The sequence below is a fragment of the Desulfonema magnum genome (genome assembly GCF_017377395.1).
GTDB lineage: Bacteria > Desulfobacterota > Desulfobacteria > Desulfobacterales > 4be13 > Desulfonema_C > Desulfonema_C magnum.
In genome coordinates this window covers 1963310-1979724 of the sequence record NZ_CP061800.1, presented here as the reverse complement: position 1 = coordinate 1979724, position 16415 = coordinate 1963310, and the positions used below count along the sequence as shown (strand labels likewise).

Annotated in this window: 11 protein-coding genes; 3 read left to right on the top strand and 8 right to left on the bottom strand. The window is 45.4% G+C overall.

Going from position 1 to position 16415, the window contains the following annotated elements:
- Positions 1 to 107: 107 nt before the first annotated feature.
- The 8 genes from dnm_RS08005 to dnm_RS07970 all read right to left on the bottom strand — a co-directional run bounded on the left by dnm_RS08005 (position 108) and on the right by dnm_RS07970 (position 7690).
- Entirely contained in the window at positions 108 to 1049 is a 942-nt protein-coding gene (locus dnm_RS08005) for a hypothetical protein (RefSeq protein ID WP_207682151.1), read from the bottom strand.
- Positions 1050 to 1097: 48 nt separating this feature from the next.
- Positions 1098 to 2018, bottom strand: a complete 921-nt coding sequence (locus dnm_RS08000; RefSeq protein WP_207682150.1) for a hypothetical protein — start codon at positions 2016 to 2018, stop codon at positions 1098 to 1100.
- Positions 2019 to 2066: 48 nt separating this feature from the next.
- Positions 2067 to 3035, bottom strand: a complete 969-nt coding sequence (locus dnm_RS07995; protein WP_207682149.1) for an RpnC/YadD family protein — start codon at positions 3033 to 3035, stop codon at positions 2067 to 2069.
- A 30-nt stretch (positions 3036 to 3065) separates the two neighbouring features.
- The gene (locus dnm_RS07990) at positions 3066 to 3467 is read right to left on the bottom strand and encodes a hypothetical protein (protein ID WP_207682148.1); all 402 of its coding nucleotides are present in this window, start codon (positions 3465 to 3467) and stop codon (positions 3066 to 3068) included.
- Between the two features lie 112 nt (positions 3468 to 3579).
- Positions 3580 to 5055 carry an IS4 family transposase gene (locus dnm_RS07985; protein ID WP_207679109.1) on the bottom strand — a complete coding sequence of 492 codons (1476 nt, stop codon included), beginning with the start codon at positions 5053 to 5055 and terminating at the stop codon, positions 3580 to 3582.
- Positions 5056 to 5206: 151 nt separating this feature from the next.
- A complete protein-coding gene (locus dnm_RS07980; protein WP_207682147.1) occupies positions 5207 to 5713 on the bottom strand; it encodes a hypothetical protein in 507 nt (168 codons plus the stop codon).
- A gap of 30 nt (positions 5714 to 5743) precedes the next feature.
- Positions 5744 to 6703 (bottom strand): hypothetical protein, encoded by a 960-nt coding sequence (locus tag dnm_RS07975; protein ID WP_207682146.1) that lies wholly within the window; start codon positions 6701 to 6703, stop codon positions 5744 to 5746.
- Between the two features lie 30 nt (positions 6704 to 6733).
- On the bottom strand, positions 6734 to 7690 hold the full coding sequence (locus dnm_RS07970) for a hypothetical protein (RefSeq protein WP_207682145.1): 957 nt from the start codon (positions 7688 to 7690) through the stop codon (positions 6734 to 6736).
- Between the two features lie 667 nt (positions 7691 to 8357).
- Here dnm_RS07970 and dnm_RS07965 point away from each other — a divergent pair.
- From dnm_RS07965 to dnm_RS07955, 3 genes are read left to right on the top strand one after another with little or no spacing between them, the layout of a single operon-like run.
- The gene (locus tag dnm_RS07965) at positions 8358 to 11204 is read left to right on the top strand and encodes an Hsp70 family protein (RefSeq protein WP_207682144.1); all 2847 of its coding nucleotides are present in this window, start codon (positions 8358 to 8360) and stop codon (positions 11202 to 11204) included.
- The gene (locus dnm_RS07960; RefSeq protein WP_207682143.1) at positions 11197 to 12810 is read left to right on the top strand and encodes a hypothetical protein; all 1614 of its coding nucleotides are present in this window, start codon (positions 11197 to 11199) and stop codon (positions 12808 to 12810) included. Before dnm_RS07965 ends, dnm_RS07960 begins: the two co-directional genes overlap by 8 nt.
- 19 nt (positions 12811 to 12829) lie before the next feature.
- A complete protein-coding gene (locus dnm_RS07955) occupies positions 12830 to 16384 on the top strand; it encodes a hypothetical protein (protein WP_207682142.1) in 3555 nt (1184 codons plus the stop codon).
- The last annotated feature ends 31 nt before the right edge of the window (positions 16385 to 16415 follow it).

Below are 16415 nucleotides of genomic sequence, written 5' to 3'. Positions count from 1 at the left end.
AAACTTATGGTTAGGTACTTATTTCCCTCCCCATATTCCCATAAGTTGATCCGGCACTGGAACACTACCAAGTGAAGCATTATCAATTATCAATTGTCAATTATCAATTATGTCACCTGGCTCATCACTGCTTCGAATTCCTGAAGATTCTGACATTTCAGGGCCTGCCGGCGCAGCATCTTCAGCACATCCGGATTCTGTATGTCTCTGATCTGCTCCAGTATCCGGGGCTGAACCACGCCGAAGCGTTCGATCAGATCATCAGTGACCATTTCCTGCCAGACCTCCAATATCCCCAGGACTTTGCCTTCCTCTATTCCCAGGGCTTTGCCTTCCTCTATCCCTTTTTCTCTGGCAATCTCAAGAATATCAAACATCTTAATCTCCTCCCAGAACGCTCTCAGACGCTCCTTGTCAATGAGTCTGTTCGACATGACCAGGGTTGCGGCCAGCAGCCTGACCGATATTTTCTTCTCAAGATACAGCTCGTTTTCGAAACGCAGCACCTCTTCCGCCATCACAGCACGGGCCTCCCCGCTCTCCCTGCCGTACAGCGGGAGAAACACAAGTTCGAGCCAGTTGTCAAAAGTCCCGGATCTGACCGCCTCCCGGATTTCTCCGAGCCGTTTCCGTCCGTCCCGTTCCGTGAAATCAATGACAACAGGATCATATCTCCCGCTTTCGGTTATGACCGCCCGGCTTCCCTTCTCCCCGGCCCACACCTCGCCGGATGCCAGAATGATGTCCGTGAGTTTCACGCCCCACTGCTCCGCTCCGAGAAAATGGTACGCTGCGAAACGAAACATGTCCGCTTTTTTCAGATTCCGCTGCTCCTCAACATGATATATTGCGCCTGTGTCATCCCGAAGCATCACATCCACCCGCCCGGCTTTCACTGATATGTCGGCGGGTTCGAAGGCGAACACATCCTCGATGCGGCCCGTCCTCACGCCCAGCACCTCCAGCGTCTCTCCCTTCAGTGCCGCGGCCAGCCACTTCACAATCACGTCATAATTCTGTGCGTATTCTGTTCCGTCTTTGCTTTTCAAAAAAGTTCCTCACCGAGTTGTATGGTCTTATTTTTGCCACAACAAGAATCAGTTATCAATCAGGTTCAGCACCGCTTCAAATTCCTGAATATCCTCACATTTGACGGCCTGCCGGTGCAACATTTTCAGCACCCCCCGATTCTGAACGGCTCCGACCCTCTCCAGTATTTTGGGCTGAACCACCCCGAATCGTTCAATCAGGACATCCGTGACCATTTCCCTCCTGTCCTCCAATATTCCCAGAATTTTCCCCTCCTCTAATCCTTCCTCTCTGGCAATCTCAAAAATATCCAACATTTTGACCTCCTCCCAAAACGCCCTCAGACGCTCTTTGTCAATGAGTTTATTCGACATGACCAGGGTTGCGGCCAGCAGCCTGACCGATATTTTTTGCTCACGATACAGCTCGTTTTCAAAACGCAGCACATCTTCCGCCATCTCGGCACGGGCATCCACGGTCTCCCTGCCGTACAGTGGGAGAAATATCAGTTCGAGCCAGTTCTCAAATGTCCCGGCTCTGACCGCCTCCCGGATTTCTCCGAGCCGTTTCCGTCCGTCCCGTTCCGTGAAGTCAATGACAACAGGATCATATCTGCCGCTTTCGGTTGTGACTGCCCGGCTTCCCTTCTCCCCGGCCCACACCTCGCCGGATGCCAGAATGATGTCCGTGAGTTTCACGCCCCACTGCTCCGCTCCGAGAAAATGATACGCCGCAAAACGGAACATGTCCGCCTTTTTCAGATTCCGCTGCTCCTCAACATGATATATTGCGCCCATCTCATCCCGTAGCATCACATCCACCCGCCCGGCTTTCACTGAGATGTCCGCGGGTTCGAAGGCGAACACCTCCTCGATGCGGCCGGTTTTCACGCCCAGCACCTCCAGCGTTTCTCCCCGAAGTGCCGCCGCCAGCCATTTCACAATCACGTCATAATTCTGAGCATATTCTGTTCCGTCTTTGCTTTTCAAAGAAGTTCCTCACCGAGTTCTGTGGTCTTATTTTTGCCACAACAAGAATCAGTTATCAATCAGGTTCAGCACCGCTTCAAATTCCTGAAGGCTCTGACATTTCAGGGCCTGCCGGTGCAGCATTTTCAGCACATCCGGATTCTGCATGGCTCTGATCTGCTCCAGTATCCGGGGCTGAACCACCCCGAAGCGTTCGATCAGATCATCAGTGACCATTTCCTGCCAGACCTCCAATATCCCCAGGACTCTGCCTTCCTCTATTCCCAGGACTTTGCCTTCCTCTATTCCCAGGGCTTTGCCTTCCTCCATGCCTTCCTCTCTGGCAATCTCAAAAATATCCAACATTTTGACCTCCTCCCAAAACGCCCTCAGACGCTCTTTGTCAATGAGTTTGTTCGACATGACCAGGGTTGCGGCCAGCAGCCTGACCGATATTTTTTGCTCACGATACAGCTCATTTTCAAAACGCAGCACATCTTCCGCCATCTCGGCACGGGCGTCTCCGATCTCCCTGCCGTACAGCGGGAGAAACACAAGTTCGAGCCAGTTGTCAAAAGTCCCGGCTCTGATCGCCTCCCGGATTTCTCCGAGCCGTTTCCGTCCTTCCCGTTCCGTGAAATCAATGACAACAGGATCATATCTCCCGCTTTCGGTTGTGACCGCCCGGCTTCCCTTCTCCCCGGCCCACACCTCGCCGGATGCCAGAATGATGTCCGTAAGTTTCAGGCCCCACTGCTCCGCTCCGAGAAAATGATACGCCGCAAAGCGGAACATGTCCGCCTTTTTCAGATTCCGCTGCTCCTCAACATGATATATTGCGCCCGTGTCGTCCCGAAGCATCACATCCACCCGACCGGCTTTCACTGATATGTCGGCGGGTTCGAATGCGAACACCTCTTCAATGCGGCCTGTCTTCAGCCCAAGCACCTCCAGAGTCTCCCCCCGGAGTGCCGCTGCCAGCCACTTCACAATCACGTCATAATTCTGTGCGTATTCTGTTCCGTCTTTGCTTTTCAAAGAAAATCCTCACCGGTCTGTATGTTTTTGTCAATTATCAATTAAGTCCAGAACCGCCTCGAATTCCTGAAGACTCTGACATTTCATGGCCTGCCGACGCAGCATTTTCAGCACATCAGGATTCTGTACGGCTCTGATCTGTTCCAGTATCCGGGGATGAACCACGCCGAACCGCTCAATCAGGTCTTCTTTGACTGTCTCCCGCCTCTCCTCCAATATTCCCAATATTTTTCCCTTTTCTATTCCCAGAATTTCGCCCTCTTCTCTGGCAATCTCAAAAATATCAAGCATTTTGATCTCCTCCCAGAACGCCCTCAGACGCTCTTTGTCAATGAGTCTGTTCGACATGACCAGGGTTGCGGCCAGCAGCCTGACCGATATTTTTTGCTCACGATACAGCTCGTTTTCAAAACGCAGCACATCTTCCGCCATCTCGGCACGGGCATCTCCGATCTCCCTGCCGTACAGCGGAAGAAATATCAGCTCGAGCCAGTTCTCAAATGTCCCGGCACTGACCCATAGGTGTAAAGTTAAGGATACTTAACTAACCTGCTAACGGTATGATTTCAAAAAATAAATTCACATTTATCAGATTGAAAAGACGGAAAGACAGAGGCATGCCTTTACCCGGCTGCCCGAGTTCCGAGAGGTTTACCTTTACATATTTATAGTTTTCAAGAACTGCTCCGTCGATAAGTACATCAAGGGAGTTTTTTCTGCTTTTCTGCCTCTCTTTCCGGCATGTGTCAGTTATTTTTGCTATCATTTTCCTGACATGTTTTGCCGCTTTGTCAGCAGAATCCGAAAGCAGCACTGTCAGACCGGCTATGTTTCTTCTGAAATATTTCACTGTCTTGTCAATACTTACCTCTTCGCCGAGTATCCGCCATGCCTCTGATCTGGCATTCGAATAACAGTAGGATATGAACATCACAACTATCGCTTTTCCCAATACTTCGCACCTGAGCCTGTCCTCATTGTTTCTTACTTCTGTTTTATGAATGTTCAATACCGATTTAAACTGTTTGAAAAATAATTCCACAGACCATCTGATCGGATAAAATGCAAGGATGGTTCTCACATCCTCCGTTTTCTCAGCAGGAATATTTGTCATCATAAAGTTCCACTCACACAGTCGCAGTGATTCTTTCTTGGGGGTTCTTCCTTTCTTTTTGGCATTCTGACACATTTTTCTCCGTTTTTTGTTTGCAACTTCTTCCGGAACTCTGACTGCGAAAAAGCGTATCTTTATCTTTTTCTCTTTGTTTCCCGTATAACATTCGAATTCAAATATTGTCTCATTGCCGTTCAGCTTTTTCAATATCTCCGAGATTCCGATTCTCTCATATTCTTCCCCTTTCTTTATATACAGACCGATTCCGGAATAATTAAAACGGGATATGAAAAAGGCTTCTTTGTCATCAGTTATTTTCAGCATGTCCGCAATTGAATATCCCAGATCGAAAATAAGCAGATCATCCGCGCTGATCTGATCGCCCAGTGTCTTCGAATAACTCTGATCGTTACACGTTTGTTTTTTTATATCAAACAGCTGAATCACTCCGGTTTTGTAATCATACATTAACTGAACTTTGCAACCCGCAATGTTATATCCCGGAAATGCGGATTTCAGGCCCGGGGGCAGCTCCCATGACGAACTGTCAATAATATTCACTCTGCCGAACTGATTTAATACGTCAATATTGATATTATGTCCGTTTTCAGTCGCCGTTCTGAAAAAAAATGAAAAAACTTCTGTCAGAAAATCAATGGCATACTGATTAAAACGGTCATTTATTCCCGCCCTTGAAATACATTCGGACAGATTTTCCGCTATGGCACCCAGAGTTATTGTGGTCGTTGTCAGCGAACCGAAAGTCAGCGATATGAAAAATTCGAATGCGTCCAATTTCCGTTTTCTCTTTATGAAACCGGTTTTTTCAGCTATTTTTCTGATCTTTCCTTTTTTGAAAAACTTTTTAACTGTTCTGACATCAATTTTAATCTGTTTATTTATCATTGCACAGTCCTCCCAAATATGATCTTATGAGATTGTCGGATATTTTGTTTTTTTCACACAGTCCGGAATATCAGCATGTGCTGAGAGATGCAATGAAAAAGTAATTTGCGACACGGCATTTCTTGCATTTTATTTAAACAACAACCATATGTTATAAAAGGATATTTTTACAATTCAGCAGTTCCTTAACTTTACACCTATGGGCACTGACCGCCTCCCGGATTTCTCCGAGTCGTTTCCGTCCGTCCCGCTCCGTGAAATCAATGACAACGGGATCGTATCTTCCGCTTTTCGTAGTGACCGCCCTGCTGCCTCTGTCCCCGGGCCACACCTCACCGGATGCCAGAATGATGTCCGTGAGCTTCAGGCCCCACTGCTCCGCTCCGAGAAAATGATACGCCGCAAAGCGGAACATGTCCGCCTTTTTCAGATTCCGCTGCTCCTCAACATGATATATTGCGCCCGTGTCGTCCCGAAGCATCACATCCACCCGACCGGCTTTCACTGATATGTCAGCGGGTTCGAAGGCGAACACCTCCTCGATGCGGCCTGTGCTCACGCCCAGCACCTCCAGCGTCTCTCCTTTCAGTGCCGCGGCCAGCCATTTCACAATCACGTCGTAATTCTGTGCGTAATCTTTTCCGTCTTTGCTTTTCAAAAAAATTCCTCACCGGTTTGCCTGCTTTTGTCAATTGTCAATTACCAATTCCATAACAGTTTCGAATTCTTTCAGGCTCTGGCATCTGATCGCCTGATGAAACAGCCCCCTGAGCACATCCGGGTTCCGAAGCGATCTTATTTTTTCCGACACCTTCTCTGATACAGCACCGAATTTTACAATCAGTGCATCCATGAGCATTTCCTGTCTGTCTTCCAATATTCCCAGGATTTTACCCTTCTCCATTCCCAGAATTTCGCCCTTCTCCATTCCTATAATCTCGCCTTCCTCTCTGGCAATTTCAAAAATATCCAACATTTTGACCTCCTCCCAGAACGCCCTCAGGCGGTTTTTGTCAATGAGTCTGTTCGACATGACCAATGTGGCGGCCAGCAGCCTGACCGATATTTTCCTCTCACGATACAGCTCGTTTTCAAAACGCAGCACCTCCTCCGCCATTTCGGAGCGTGCCTCGCCGGTTTCCCTGCCGTACAGCGGGAGAAACACCAGTTCGAGCCAGTTCTCAAAAGTCCCGGCTCTGACCGCCTCCCGGATTTCTCCGAGACGTTTCCGTCCGTCCCGTTCCGTGAAGTCAATGACAACAGGATCGTATCTCCCGCTTTTCGTCGTGACCGCCCTGCTGCCTTTCTCACCAGCCCAAACTTCGCCGGATGCCAGGATGATGTCCGTGAGGTTCACGCCCCACTGCTCCGCTCCGAGAAAATGATACGCTGCAAAGCGGAACATGTCCGCCTTTTTCAGGTTTCGTTGCTCCTCCACATGATAGATTGCGCCCGTGTCGTCCCGCAGCATCACATCCACCCGCCCGGCTTTCACTGATATGTCAGCGGGTTCGAAGGCGAACACCTCCTCGATGCGGCCTGTGCTCACGCCCAGCACTTTGAGCGTCTCCCCCCGCAGTGCCGCGGCCAGCCATTTCACAATCACATCATAATTCTGTGCGTAATCTTTTCCGTCTTTGCTTTTCAAAAAAATTCCTCACCGGTTTGCCTGCTTTTGTCAATTGTCAATTAAGTCCAGAACCGCTTCGAATTCCTGAAGATTCTGACATTTCAGGGCCTGCCGGTGCAGCATTTTCAGCACATCCGGATTCTGTATGGCTCTGATTTGCTCCAATATCCGTGGCAGAACTACGCCGAACCGTTCAATCAGGACATCCGTGACCATTTCCCGCCTGTCCTCCAATATTCCCAGGTTTTTTCCTTTCTCGATCCCTATAATTTCGCCTTTCCCGATCCCTATGATTTCGCCTTCCTCTCTGGCAATTTCAAAAATATCTAACATTTTAACCTCCTCCCAGAACGCTCTCAGACGCTCCTTGTCAATGAGTCTGTTCGACATGACCAGGGTTGCGGCCAGCAGTCTGACCGATATTTTCTTCTCACAATACAGTTCGTTTTCAAAACGCAGCACCTCCTCCGCAATTTCGGAACGGGCCTCGCCGGTCTCCCTGCCGTACAGCGGGAGAAACACCAGTTCGAGCCAGTTCTCAAATGTCCCGGCACTGACCGCCTCTCGGATTTCTCCGAGCCGTTTCCGTCCGTCCCGTTCCGTGAAGTCAATGACAACAGGATCGTATTTCCCGCTTTTCGTCGTGACCGCCCTGCTGCCTTTCTCACCAGCCCAAACTTCGCCGGATGCCAGGATGATGTCCGTGAGGTTCACGCCCCACTGCTCCGCTCCGAGAAAATGGTACGCTGCGAAACGGAAAATGTCCGTTTTTTTCAGATTCCGCTGCTCCTCAACATGATATATTGCGCCTGTGTCGTCCCGCAGCATCACATCCACCCGGCCGGCCTTCACGGATATGTCCGCCGGTTCGAAGGCGAACACCTCCTCTATGCGGCCGGTTTTCAGACCCAGCACCTCCAGGGTCTCTCCCCGAAGTGCCGCGGCCAGCCACTTCACAATCACGTCATAATTCTGTGCGTATGCTGTTCCGTCTTTGCTTTTCAAAAAAATTCTCCCACCAATTTGCGTATTTTGTCAGCTTTTACAATTCAGTCTTGTTATTTTTCTAACAAATATTAGAGTCAGAATCAATAAAAATGTCAAATTGCGTGGCTGCACGGATTAGCGATAAGAAGGGATTTGGTGTTTCATTAACAATATCTTCATCGGAAACAAGAGAGGCTGTCTTCAGTCCCAGAGGGACGACTGAAAATAGCCCGGCAATTTATTGCCGAAATCTGAAAAGTCCGAGGATTTCAACCATCCCTACGGGACTTGGGAAAACGGGGCTATCTGTCCCATCAGTGAATTGCCGGGCTGTTTTCACTCGTCCCTCCGGGACTAAAAATCGCTCCCCTAAATTCTAAATACGCCCGGTGGACATACCCACATATCGGAACGGCGTTTCCGATTAGTAAAAAATATGCTTCTAATCCGAATAACAAAATGCAAAACCTGAGTTATAATGATACCCTCTCAAATATAGACTATTTTTTATATCATTGCATAACAATCTCGAATAACAGAGCTTGTTCCGATCTGATCTGCTGAATTTCAGAAAAAATATTGACAGATTGCTCTCAAAACAAGTATATAAAAATTTCTTTGAACAAGCATTAGCCATTGCTTATCAGTTTAGCTGTGTAGCCCAACAGATTATGAGGTGATTTGAATGACTGGCACAGAATGTCCGAAATGTCATCAGTGGTATTTAAAGGATAGTGATAATTATTGTGGGTATTGTGGTCATCAGCTCATATATATTGAACTGAAACCGGATGAAGTGACTCTGATTTCTCAGATTATTACCCAGAAAAAAACGACTTTCATCAATTCCGGAGGCAAAGATACCCATATCCGGATTTTGTGCAAGGGCCCGAGTCCTGAGTTTGTCCATTTTGAACCAGCAAATGATTTCACTGTCAAAGCAAACTCACAGACTGAGGTTAATATTTCCTTAAATTATGGGGTGTTACCATCTGATTTTACAGAACAGGATTACAGCTTTTTGTGTATTGTGAATAATGATGAACGAAAGGCTTTGAATTTATCTGTAAAAGTAAAAACTGGGCCGAAACCTGTTCTTTTGTCAGAAAAAATTAACTTTGGTGAAATAACAGAGGACGCTGTTGTTCAAAGAAAATTGGAGCTTCAGAATCAGGGGGCTGTTCCGCTGACACTGAAAGCGGTCAAGCCAGAGGGGGGAGCGCATTTACAGGTCGCAAAACATATTAACTTTCCAATCAAAATAAAAATTAATGACACCATCACCATTCCTGTGATATGGGATTCCAATCTTTATAATTCTGCCGCTGTTTCGGATAAAACAGGCTTTCACCTCATCTTTGAAAATTATAAAGAGGATATATGGATTCCTGTAAAGGGGCAGGGGGTTCGGATGGAGCTTACTGCGGACAGGAAAGAAATTGACATTGATCCCTGTCTTTCAAAACAGAACTACACTGAAGATATTGTGGTGACAAACACCGGAGATCTGGATGTCGAGATAAGCGGGATAGAAACAGATGCGGACTGGATTCAGATTATCCAAGAGCATAAGACCTTCACCCTGCTTTCATCGGATTCCGCTGCCAAGTACATTTCCGGCCCGACAATTTTGGGAGCATATAAATTCAAAGCCCTTGTGCGGCCTCATAAATTGCCCAATAAGTCAGAAGGATGGCAGGAGGGGAAAATCTTTGTTTACACAGCCGGCCAGGAATCTGTTTTGGAAATTCCGATCAGGATAAATGTTGTCCAGCCGACAGACTGCCAGGATTACATCGGCATTGATTTCGGAACGACCAACTCCGTAATCGCCATATATGACAATAATGACGATAACACATACGTGGTGGAGGTTACAAAAGACAAAGCCACAGGCAAAACAGATCGTCTGATTCCGAGTGTGTTGCTCTTCGAAGGCGGCCATGACAATTATAAGGTCGGGTGGGAAGCGCAGAATGAGGCGGTTATTTCGCCGGAATTGGCGGTGCGTTCCATCAAAAGGGTGATGGGATATGGCAATGACCGGGAATTTTACGGTAAAAATTTTTCACCGGATGAGCTTGCCGGCTGCATTATCAAAAAACTGATCGAGCTTGCCGAAACCGAATATTACAATATGACCGGTATCTATTATAATATCACCCATGCCATTGTCACCGTTCCTGCCAATTTTTTTGACTTGCAGATACGGGGCATTCTGAAAGCCTGCCAAATAGCAAATCTTGATACAGAAGAAGAACTTGTGCGGGAGATATCCAGAGATTTACAACAGCGAGTTGGAAAAAATGTTCAGGCGGGGATTATCCTAGATGAACCTTCGGCAGCGGCCCTTTTCTACCTGGATGTGTTTTATGATGAACACCCGGAACTGGACGACAAACTGAATAGTCAGAAGGAAGTCAATTTCCTGGTGTTTGATTATGGCGGCGGAACATTGGATGTCTCCGTTGTTCAGGTGGAAGGGCTTTCTAATGGCAGTATTGGTATAAAAGTGCTGGCCAACAAAGGGAATAATATGCTGGGAGGAGACAGTATTGATCTGGCTCTGATGAGGCAACTGCTCGAGGGATGCAAGGCAGAAATTTCCGATTTTGATGAAACGATTATCTCGGATAACTTTAAAAAGCTGGTGGATCGCAGAGAAAAAGAAAAGTGGAGCGATGATGTATGGAAATTTGTATTATCATCAAGATATTATTGGAAAAAGGCAGCAGAAGACATTAAAATGAGCCTTTCAACTGACACGGAAACGTCTTTTGACACTGACCGCCTTATGCTCCCGATATTTTCTATTGAGAACGGCAAAGTGCATGAAATCAGGGGAAAAAAATACAGTCTCACGGTTACACGATATCTGTTCGAGGGGTGGATTGAGGATATTCTTGCAGGCTGTGAGAAGCTCGTCATGGACGCACTTGAGTTTGCCGGAACAGCGTCCGATTCTGTTGATTACCTTATCCATACGGGGCGTTCCAGCCTCACACCAGCTGTTCGTTCCCGTATCAGAAGCAATTTCTCCCATCTGCCGGATGAGAACGACATTCTTGAGGCAGAACATCTGAAAGTCTGTGTGGCCAGGGGGGCGGCCATGTACGGTGCTCAGAAAAGGGCTATCGGCGGAAGTGGGGTGCATCTGATCGCGGAGGGCAGGAAACTGCCGCATAGTTATGGGATAGCCAAACAGGTGGGAACACGGCGTATATTTGATGAGATCATACCACTCGGATCAACATATCCGGCTGAGGATATAAGGCATTATGACGAGAATCAGATTGTCGGCAGGATATTGCATCTGACATTTTTTCAAAACGCTGGTAAAAATAACAAAATTCGTGGAAATCCTGATATCAAAAGAATCGGGGAGATTACCACAAACTTACCTGATGAAAATCGGACATGTGATGTGAGATTTGTCATTGACGCGAATAGAAAATTGGATGTATTCGCAAATGATGAACCTGTAGATATTAAACCGGAACGTCTTGAAGAGGAAGATCGCTGGATTGCTTAACGAAGTTTTCCGATCTGGTGAATTTCAGAAAGATTTTTGTGTGCATCCTTATCTGATCATAGACCTGTCAAGCAGAAATGTTGTCGCGCTGATCGTCACGCCGGAGGGAAGAACTATGCCCTGCGTCCTTAAACGACACGGCATGACGTCACGCTATTTCTCCGCTGATATTTTTTTGGATCCGAAGAAGTCTCAGAAAGGGGATGAATGGCTGGACGAACTGAATGCTGTCATTTCTGAAAATGAGTCTGATATGTTTCTCCGGGATGGAAGATTGGGGTGGCTCAGACCTTATGAAATGTCTGCGGCTGAAATGATAATGCCTGTGAGACATCCGCTGTATGCCCTTTCCTCACATGGCATTACAGAGGAGAGAGAAGAGAGATCAGCCTTTACAGATATGTCGTCGGCATTTTTGGCTTTCCTGTTGTATCCGGTGGTCACTTCTGTTCGTGAAATGAATTTTCATCCGCATGAGTTAAATGTCGTCGTGGCAGGGCCTGCTTATCTGAGTCGTCTGGCTGAGGGGATTTTATATAAGGTTCTGAAGCGGATGGCTTTCCGGCGGGTTGTCATCCTCAATCATGCGGCCGCACTGGCCATGCACTTTCTGAGGCTGCCGTCTGTGCAGAAGATCGGTGTGCTGAATATGGACGAAAACTGTCTGCATGTGACCAGGATGGAAGTCGTGAGGGATGATGAAGATGTAAATGTGGCGCATGTCAGCACTCGTTCTGTAAAAGAACTGGGGTGGGGGGCCGTGAGGAATGAGATTGCCGAGGCTTTTTACAGGGATGGCCTGCTGCTGAATCGGGATGAACAGGTGCAGGTGGACATGGCACTGTCCGGTCTTTTTGGCGGAATGTTTTCAACGAATATCCCCCCTGATCCGGGTCTGCGGATGACTTACAGGCTGCTTGCGGAAAAACTTGGCGGAGAGTTGGGTGAGAGTCTCAGCTATGAGGCATCTGTGAACCTGATGCGTGCCACAGATGAACTGGGGCTAAACGATGCGGACTTTTTTGTTACTTCGGGTTCTTTTTTTATGAGTGGCGGGTTTGAAAACCTGATGCTGAATGCTGTGGGAAAATATCAGCCGGCCCGTGTGCAGCGCATTCTTGCCATGGAGCGCACAGCTTATGGGATTGCGGAGATGCTGAAATGGATCGGGGAGCGTCAGAGCAGGCGCATTACGGTTCAGCATAATTATTCTGTACGAATCGCATCTGAACAGGATTCCAGCATTGAACTGGTGCCCACCGAGGTTATTCTTCCACTGAAAACAGGAAAAAAGAGCTTGTCTGTTAAGCAGATTTTGGGGCTGGATGCGGAGCCTGGCATGGAAAGAGACTTGCTGGTGGTGGATATCTTATGGGGAAATAACCTGATTCCGAGATATAATACAAGCCTGTGTACGTTAAGCTATGATGTCACTGCCGATGATATCCGGGATGACAATATGCTGGAGCTTACCTTTGACCTGAAAGGAACATCCGGCGGGCTGAGGGGCGAGGTTACAGCGGCATTGGGAGGACGAAAGCCCAAGCCACCGAGAAAACTCCATTTTCCTAAATCAAGCGATATGACAGTGTTGAGTGGTTTATAAAATGCTATCCGTCAGATATTTGTTAAAATCATATCAAAAAATTTATGTTCTTCTGACCTGCCTGCTTGGTTTTGCCGTATTACCATTGATCTTTATGAATTCTGCTTATGCAGAAAAAAAACTGAGTTGTGAAGATATAAAAAAGCTTGTTAATAAGGAAGAATTAAAAAGGCGTATTTTAGCTGATGCTGAAATGTTTCCATTAGAGGAAATAGCAGAAGATGATAAAACAGAAGAAAACCAAGAGAACGGCAAATTCTGGACAGAAAAAAACTCTTGTTGTGAGAAAAAACGTGGGTGCGCTTGGGAGTTAGGCGAATTATTAGCTGAAATTATTCGGGAAGAACAGAATAATGATAAAAGCCTTTTAAAAGTACTGACATTTACACATAATACCTTGAAACAGTTTGTAAATGCCAACTTGGCTACTGCATCTGCAACAATTTACAATAAATTTATAGGAACCTTAAAATACAAAACAATATACAATAATAAGAGTTACGAAAGAATAAATAATATAATAGACATAAAAACTTTCGGAAATTTAAGAAGGGATATGTCCCGAAGACGTATGTCCCGTTTAGTTATAGAAAGGTTTTCTGCTTTTGAGAGTCAGATAAGAGAAGCTATAAAAACTCTAAGTTATATTGAAGACATTGTTAACAAAGAAAATTTGCAACAATATATTTTTGAAGATAAACAACTGCCTTTTCTGGCAACACCCGAAAAAGGTAAGATTAAAGAGGCCGTTAAAGAAAAGTGGAATGAAAAAGCCGAAGAATTGGGAAACCTGCTTGCCGAGATTGCTTCGGAAATTGAGAATGAAAATTATCCTCCCAGCCCAAATTTAAAATATTATGAGAGGCTTGATAAGCTGATAGTTCTGACAAATAAAATAATGTTAGAATTGGAGAGAGCAGAATTTTTTGATGCTTACGGTGCAGTTTATCGCAGTTTCATAACAAAAATATCATCAGGCTTTGATAACTATGATAAATTGGCGAAAATAATTCGGAAATCGGAGATAAACGAACGCGGAACATATTGGGCGGAAACTTATAAGGATGCCAAAGTCAGGTTTTTCGAGCTAAGATTTCACATACTATCCATAAAGCTATCTGATGAGACGATGGAGAAAAATGATCAGGAGAACTCTGTTCTTCCGTTTTTTATTGCTTTATGGACTGTCATATTATTTGGATTTGCCATTGAATTATATCTTGTTGATAAAAAACGCAGCAAATTAGAAGAGGAGGTTAAGAAAAATTCACAGATACGGCCTGCTTCTATCGGAGTTGGAAAAATAGAAGAATGGGTAAGAGACTTAAATAAGAAACTACCTCCTACTCTTAAAATTAACCGCCTAAAAGAATGGGTAAAGGATTTAGATGAGGCGATAAGTAAGTTAAAAGAAAAACTTTCAAAAGAGTTTATAACAGAAAAGGCAATTAATGAATTTGAAACTATAAAACAAAGTTTTGCTGAATTTGAAAAGAATGTCAGAGAGTCCTCTTTCCCCGAAGATGATAACGATATCAGAGCCGAGCTTAACAGATTGAAGAATGAGAAGATCAGGGAGTTGCAAATAAATATAAATGATTTGAGAAAATTAATTAGAAAAAAACAACAGCCTATTTCTAATGTCCCCGAACTGCCAAATAAAATAACAGAGGACTTGGAAAAAAAGATTGGGGAAATTCGGAGAGAGTTTGATGACTTAGACCCGATTAAATTAAAACAGGACATCAAGTTAAAAAATAGAATGACTGAAATAATCCGAAAAGAGATTATTAAAATTCTGAAAGATATTAAAGAGCTAAAAAACAAACTCTCTGAGCCTGCCGAAAAAGTATCAGATCCTCCTTACTATGACAGTGAGATTAAGGAACTTCAAAATAAACTCTCCGACTTCCAAAAACAATTCGAAGCTGTTTCCAAGAAGGAAGTTGCTCCGTCCAAAGAATTCATCCTGTCCGCAATCATAGAAATGGAAAGGGGAATGCTGGAGAACAATTGGAGTAGTTTTAAAAAAGAGCATGAGGAAGTTGTTGATTTTGCTAACAGAACAAGGGAATCCGGTGAGATAAGTTTTTATCTGAAGGTATTATCAGAGCGTCTGCCGGAATTTCTTGGCGCTGATCCTGATGACGAGCAGCTTTTTTCATCTTATAATGAAATTGTACTGCAACTGAGGGAGTATTATCCTCAGATGGTCAAACTGCCAATTATTGACAAATATGTGGCAGGAGAGTTGGATACAGAGGAATGGGAAGGGCAAAGAGTTCTCTCCAACCTTCGCATGTGGTCTCAGTTTCTCGCATCCCTACAAAACCCCCGGGAAGTGAAGAGGCTGCTTGATTTCAAACTTGAGAAGTGGATAGGCGGGGAGTTTCTTGAAATTGCGGACAAAGTGCTGGTCAGATACTATGAGACCAAATCCGATCCAATTTTTCTGGAGCAACGGCATATGACTTCTGAAAAACTGCTGCTCAGATATAAATCTGAAGAGAGAATAGGGAGCTTGGAAACGCTTTATCAAACCGTGCTTGAGGTACTTGAAAGAGGAAATGTGAAACCAGTCAAAATCATTCTGGGGAAAACATATTTTGAGAGCACAAGGCATAGTGTCCATTCCACAACAAACAACATTTGTTTCCCCAATGGTATCATTATGGGTATCCACCGAAACGGATTTGAACTGGACGGAAGAGTGATTCAAAAGCCTCAGGTGATTGTGAATAAGCTTAATGGGACTGTGCTAACAGATACACAAAATGATCAGGTTCAGACAGATATGGCTTCAGGTCTGGAACAAGCTGCCCCAAATCGCTCGGATAAAATGAAAAACGATGTCATCTCATCCGCAATCATACAAATGGAGCAAAACATACTGATTGATAAATGGGAGTTTTTTAAATCGGAAAATAGAGAACTGACAGAACTTGCCATGAAAGTCAGTCTGTCCGAAGAGAAAGATTTTTATATTCAAAATATAAGCCCCCTGCCCGGATTGCTCTCTCATAATGAAGAACTTGTCTCACGCTGTAAAAAGATGCTGATTCCGCTGAATGAATATTATCCCTCCTTGTTTATCCTTGCAGCAATAAACGAACAGCAGAGCGATTTTGCATCAAATCCGATAAAAGCAGGGGAACCGGAAAAAGAAATCTCCCGCCTCCGCAACTGGACACATTTGCTGATATCATTGCAGGATTTTGGGAAGGTACAGCAGTTCCTTGATTTTGATATGAAAAAATGGGTGCGTGAATATTTTATTGAGTTTGCAGATACATTTTTATGCGCTTCCCAGGAGAGCCAGGATAAAAAGCACAATAATTTCCCGGGGGAAGCTCATGAGATTATACTCCGCATTCTTTCCACAGGGGAGTTGGAGCCTGTTGAAATTGTTTTGGGGAAAACCTTGTTTGACAAAAAGATACATTCTGCCCGCTCCACCGTATCCCAGAACATGACCCGGGACGGTGTGATTGTGCAGGTTCTCCGAAACGGTTTCCGAGAGGCTCCGGAAGGAAGAATGATTCAGCAACCACAGGTGATATATAACAAGGTTTAATGATAACTGGCAAAGCTTAGAAGGAACGCCA

Coding starts and splice junctions, on each gene's coding strand:
- dnm_RS07985 (WP_207679109.1), bottom strand. CDS start 5,055: ATGATAAATAAACAGATTAAAATTGATGTCAGAACAGTTAAAAAGTTT.
- dnm_RS07965 (WP_207682144.1), top strand. CDS start 8,358: ATGACTGGCACAGAATGTCCGAAATGTCATCAGTGGTATTTAAAGGAT.
- dnm_RS07990 (WP_207682148.1), bottom strand. CDS start 3,467: ATGGCGGAAGATGTGCTGCGTTTTGAAAACGAGCTGTATCGTGAGCAA.